The organism is Streptomyces oryzae (assembly GCF_017676365.1).
In the GTDB taxonomy this organism is placed as follows: Bacteria; Actinomycetota; Actinomycetes; order Streptomycetales; family Streptomycetaceae; genus Streptomyces; species Streptomyces oryzae.
In genome coordinates, this window is record NZ_JADKMA010000304.1 from 1 (window position 1) to 5,200 (window position 5,200).

Sequence of the window (5,200 nt, forward strand, 5' to 3'; positions counted from 1 at the left end):
GGATGTCGGTGCCGGGGAGGGGGAGTCGGGGCTGACGTCGCCCTCCTCCGGGAGCCCCGATGGGGTGCCGCCGCGGCTGGTGGTGCTGGTGGACGACTTCGACACGCTGGTCGACCCGGCGCTGGGCAACCCCGGCCGTCCGGCGGCCGGTTCGGTCGTCCGGGCGCTGGAGGCGGTGGCCAGGACCGGGACGCGGCTGGGCGTGCATCTGATCGCGGCGACGGGCCGCGCGGACCGTACGGTGCGCACGGAGTTGGCCCGTACGGCGGCGCTGCACGTGGAGTTGACCGGCGGCGAGCGCGGCGCCGACGGTACGCCGCGGGGCCGCGGCACTCTTACGCTGCGCTGCCGTCGCGGGCCGGAGGGCGCGGTCGTCAGCGGGGTGCCGGTCGCCTTCCAGTCGGGCCGGGTCACCGGGCGGATTCCGCGTACGGCGACGCTGCGGCCCACCGTGGTGCCGCTGGACTGGGCCCGCGCGGGTGATCCGCCGGCCCGGCGTCAGGTGCGGGAGCTGGGCAACGGGCCAACGGACCTTGCGCTGTTGGCCAGCGCGATGGAGCGGGCCGCGCAGCAGGTGGCGCCTGCTGCCGCGCACAATTCGCAGTAGCCGCGCCGTTGTAGCCCCGCCGGGGAGGGGGTGCCCCTGGCCGATGTTTGCGGTCTGCGGGTGCGTTGGGGTCGGTCGCGCAGTTCCCCGCGCCCCTTCGGGGCGCGCTGTCTTCATAAGTTGTACGCACGCCATTGGCCGACGCGGCCGCAAAAAGTGGTGAAAGGTCCGATCTGTGGAGGGCGTGCGTGAGGGTGCCGTAAAGGTTCCGCGCAGCCCGTCGAAGGTCCGCCCTCCCTCTCCGAAGAGGTGGCTCACCAGTGCCCCGGACGGCACATCAGCCGCCCCCACAACCCAATTCGCCGGAACCTCAACTCTCCCTCAAATAACGGAAGTTCGCAGCTCACGGCGCAGGGTTGCGCTATGTCAGGTCACGGACTGATCAAGATGCGGACGGCGGGCCGAACAGTGTTGCCAGAGTGTGTCGTCCGGGCGTACAAACATCCGCACAGATAGGTACGACGCGGTGCCGCCCCTGGGCAGGCCGCGTCTGCTCATCTCCCGTTCATCCGATGGAAACGGGAGTACACGGGGAAAGGGACGGCTCTCAACCATGCGTATCTCGCGTGCTGCACGCACGGCACTCGCGCTCGCCTCCGCCGCCGCCCTGACACTCACCGCCGCGGGATGCGCCGCCGAGGACGAGGGGAGCGACTGGGCGGCTTCGCACAAGCCGACCGTCGACCTCCCCAAGCTCAACGGCCAGAAGCTCCAGGTCGCGGCGGTGTGGACGGGCGACGAGCAGAAGAACTTCCGCAAGGTGCTCGACGAGTTCGAGAAACGAACCGGCGCGAAGGTCGAGTTCGTGCCCACCGGCGACAACGTGGCCACCTACATCAGCTCCAAGATCGAGGGCGGTGCGCCGCCGGATGTGGCGATGCTGCCGCAGGTGGGTGTGCTGCGGGAGTTCGCCAAGAAGGGCTACCTCAAGCCGCTGGGCAAAGGGGCACTGGCCGAGTCCAAGAAGAACTTCGCCAAGGGCTGGCGGGATCTGGGCAGTTACGAGGGCAAGCAGTACGGCATCTACTACAAGGCCGCCAACAAGTCCCTGATCTGGTACAACTCCCAGGCGTTCGAGGACGCGGGCGTCAAGGAGGCCAAGGACTGGAAGTCCTTCGTCAAGGACGCCGAGACGCTCTCCGACTCGGGTGTCGACCCGGTGTCGGTCGGCGGCGCCGACGGCTGGACGCTCACCGACTGGTTCGAGAACGTCTACCTCTCCCAGGCCGGTCCCGAGAAGTACGACCAGCTCGCCGAGCACAAGATCAAGTGGACCGACGAGTCGGTCACCAAGGCGCTGAAGACCCTTGCGCAGCTGTGGGGCCAGAAGCATCTGCTGGCGGGCGGCAACCAGGGCGCGCTCCAGACGGACTTCCCGAAGTCCGTGACCCAGACCTTCGGCAACCTCGCCTCGCCGCAGGCCGCGCTCGTCTTCGAGGCCGACTTCGTCGGCGTCAACATCGAGGGCGACACCAAGGCCAGGATCGGCAAGGACGCGCAGGTCTACCCGTTCCCGAAGGTCGGCGCCAAGTCCCCGGTGGTCACCGCGGGTGACGCGGCGGCGGTGCTGAAGAACAGCAAGGGCGCACAGGCGCTGGCCACCTTCCTCGCGTCGAAGGACGCGGCGGGCATCTGGGCGGCCGAGGGCGGTTACGTCTCCCCCAACAAGGAGCTCGACCTGTCCGCCTACCCCAACCAGCCGCAGCGCGAGATCGCCAAGGCGCTGGTCGACGCCGGGAACGACTTCCGCTTCGACATGTCCGACCAGGCGCCCGCGGCGTTCGGCGGCACCAAGGGTGAGGGCGAGTGGAAGGCCCTCCAGGACTTCCTGACCAACCCCAAGGACATCAAGGGCACTCAGCAGGCGCTGGAGAAGGCCGCCGCCAAGGCGTACAAGAAGTGAACCGCGCCGCAGCCACAGCCATATCCGCCGCGACCCGTACCGAGCGGACGACGCAGGGGACGAGGACGATGCGGGCGACGCAGACGTCGCCACCGACGCGTTCGTCCCGTGCCTCTCGGACCTCTCGTACCTCCCGTACGGCTCTCGCGACCTCCACGCCTCACTGACGGATCAGACAGGGGAGACCACCGTCATGCCGACCCCGAGCCAGCCAGAAAGCGGCGCGACCGGAGGCATACCGGACGACTCCGGCGCGCCCGACGCGCCGGTCACCGGCGCCGCCACCAGCACCAGCTCAAGCACCACAGAAGGCGCGACCAAGAGCGCGCCGACGGCAGCAAGCAGCACGGCCACGGCAGCCGCCGAAGCGGCACCGGCCGGCACACCTGCCGAAGTGACCTCCGCCGAGCGCACCGGCGCCGGCGCCGCCGCGAAGGGAGCCGCGGCGCTGCGCCGCCGCCCCTGGATCGCCGCGGCGTTCCTGCTGCCCGCGCTGGTGGTCCTCGGCGCGCTGGTCGTCTACCCGATCGGGTACTCGATCTTCCGCAGCCTGATGAACGCCGACGGTTCCGGCTTCGTCGGGCTGGACAACTTCAAGGAAGTCTTCACCGACGACGGCACACTGATCGCCTTCCGCAACAACCTCGTCTGGGTCATCGTCGCTCCGGCGGTGTGTACGGCGCTCGGCCTGATCTTCGCCGTACTGACCGAGAAGGTGCGCTGGGGAACGGCGTTCAAGCTGCTGGTCTTCATGCCGATGGCCATCTCGATGCTGGCCTCCGGCATCATCTTCCGGCTCGTCTACGAGCAGGACCCGGAGCGCGGCGTGGCGAACGCGATGTGGACCACGGTCCACGACACGTTCGCCGAGACCTCGCCGTGGCCGGACGCGCGGCCGCGCACCGACGCGCCGCTGTCCATCTCCGGCGGCGCCTACACCACCAAGCAGACCGTCGACGCCTCCAGCCCCGCCTACCTCCCGCTGGTCGGCATCCCGCCGAAGGAGGCGGGCGACGCGGCGGTTGCCAAGAAGCCAGCCAAGGCCGGGAAGGGCCAGGTCACCGGCGCGGTCTGGCTGGACTTCGTCAAGGGCGGGCGCAGCGAGCACGGCGTCATCGACCAGCAGGAGAAGGCGCTGGCAGGCATCAAGGTGGAGGCCGTCAAGGACGGCCGCAAGGTCGCCGAGGCCACCACGGGCGACGACGGCACCTTCACCCTCCCGGCCGCAGCCGACGGCGCCAAACTGCGGCTGCCCGCCTCCAACTTCGCGGCGCCCTACAACGGCGTCGACTGGCTGGGCCCCACCCTGGTGACCCCTGCCATCATCGGCTCGTACGTATGGATGTGGGCGGGCTTCGCGATGGTGTTGATCGCGGCGGGCCTGGCCGGTGTGCCGCGTGAGCTGCTGGAGCAGGCCCGGGTCGACGGCTGCAACGAGTGGAAGGTCTTCCGCAAGGTCACGGTGCCGCTGCTGGCCCCGGTGCTCGGCGTCGTCACCGTCACCCTGATGATCAACGTCCTCAAGATCTTCGACCTCGTCTACGTCATCTCGCCCGGCGCTTCCCAGCGGGAAGCCAACGTCCTCGCGCTCCAGCTGTACCTGAAGTCCTTCGGTGGCAGCCCGGACCAGGGCGCGGGCAGCGCGATCGCGGTGATCCTGCTGCTGCTCGTCGTGCCGGTCATGATCCTCAACATCCGCCGTCTGCGCAGGGAGTCCCGCCGATGACCACGCTGACCGCCACGGGCGCGTCCTCTCAGCCGGCGGCTCCGGCTCCGGAAGCCGCCACCCCCAAGACCTCGGTCGCCTCCCGGGTGGCCGCCTTCACCGGCCACTGGGCAGTGCGCTTCGCACTGGTCGTCATCGGGCTGTTCTGGCTGATGCCGACGGCCGGTCTGCTCTCCTCGTCGCTGCGCGACCCGGCGGATGTCTCCATCTCCGGCTGGTGGAACATCTTCGACCTGAACGGCAGCTTCCCCTGGATCATCGACAGGAGTCAGCTGACCGTCTCCAACTACGACGCGCTGTTCGCCAACGACCAGGTGATGAGCTCGCTGTGGACCACCGTGCTGATCACGGTTCCGGCCACGGTGCTGGTCGTGGTGATCGGTGCGCTGGCCGGATACGCCTTCGCCTGGATGGAGTTCCCCGGCCGCGACTGGTGGTTCCTGGTCGTCGTGGGGCTGCTGGTGGTGCCGGTGCAGGTGGCACTGGTGCCGGTGGCCAAGCTCTTCAACACCCTGGGCATCTTCGAGACGACCACCGGTGTGGTCCTCTTCCACACCGCCTTCGGTCTGCCGTTCGCCATCTTCCTGCTGCGCAACTTCTTCGCGGAGATCCCCCGCGAACTGCTGGAGGCCGCACGGCTGGACGGCGCCGGTGAGATCCGGCTGTTCGCCCGGGTGGTGCTGCCGCTGGGCGGGCCCGCGATCGCCTCGCTGGGCATCTTCCAGTTCCTGTGGGTGTGGAACGACATGCTGGTCGCGCTGATCTTCGCCGACTCGACGAACCCGCCGGTCACGGTGGCGCTCCAGCAGCAGATGCGGCAGTTCGGCAACAACATCGACGTGCTGGCGCCGGGCGCCTTCATTTCGATGCTGGTGCCGCTGGCGGTCTTCTTCGCCTTCCAGAAGCAGTTCGTCTCCGGCGTGATGGCGGGCTCGGTCAAGTAGCCCCGCCGTCAACCCGCGCC

3 protein-coding genes and 1 pseudogene are annotated in these 5,200 nt (G+C 69.2%); all 4 read left to right on the forward strand.

The features are described 5' to 3' along the window. A pseudogene (locus ITI46_RS32940) lies at window positions 1–607 on the forward strand (cell division protein FtsK); the annotation flags it as partial. Between the two features lie 553 nt (window positions 608–1,160). Further along, window positions 1,161–2,510 carry an ABC transporter substrate-binding protein gene (locus ITI46_RS32945; RefSeq protein ID WP_209243617.1) on the forward strand — a complete coding sequence of 450 codons (1,350 nt, stop codon included), beginning with the start codon at window positions 1,161–1,163 and terminating at the stop codon, window positions 2,508–2,510. A 193-nt stretch (window positions 2,511–2,703) separates the two neighbouring features. Next, window positions 2,704–4,236 (forward strand): carbohydrate ABC transporter permease, encoded by a 1,533-nt coding sequence (locus ITI46_RS32950; RefSeq protein WP_209243618.1) that lies wholly within the window; start codon window positions 2,704–2,706, stop codon window positions 4,234–4,236. Continuing rightward, complete coding sequence (locus ITI46_RS32955; RefSeq protein ID WP_209243619.1) at window positions 4,233–5,180, forward strand: carbohydrate ABC transporter permease; 948 nt, start codon at window positions 4,233–4,235, stop codon at window positions 5,178–5,180. Before ITI46_RS32950 ends, ITI46_RS32955 begins: the two co-directional genes overlap by 4 nt. Window positions 5,181–5,200 lie beyond the last annotated feature (20 nt).

Bases quoted from the DNA above. Each gene is read 5' to 3' on its own strand.
- ITI46_RS32950 (WP_209243618.1), top strand. From the start codon at position 2,704: ATGCCGACCCCGAGCCAGCCAGAAAGCGGCGCGACCGGAGGCATACCG.
- ITI46_RS32955 (WP_209243619.1), top strand. From the start codon at position 4,233: ATGACCACGCTGACCGCCACGGGCGCGTCCTCTCAGCCGGCGGCTCCG.
- ITI46_RS32945 (WP_209243617.1), top strand. From the start codon at position 1,161: ATGCGTATCTCGCGTGCTGCACGCACGGCACTCGCGCTCGCCTCCGCC.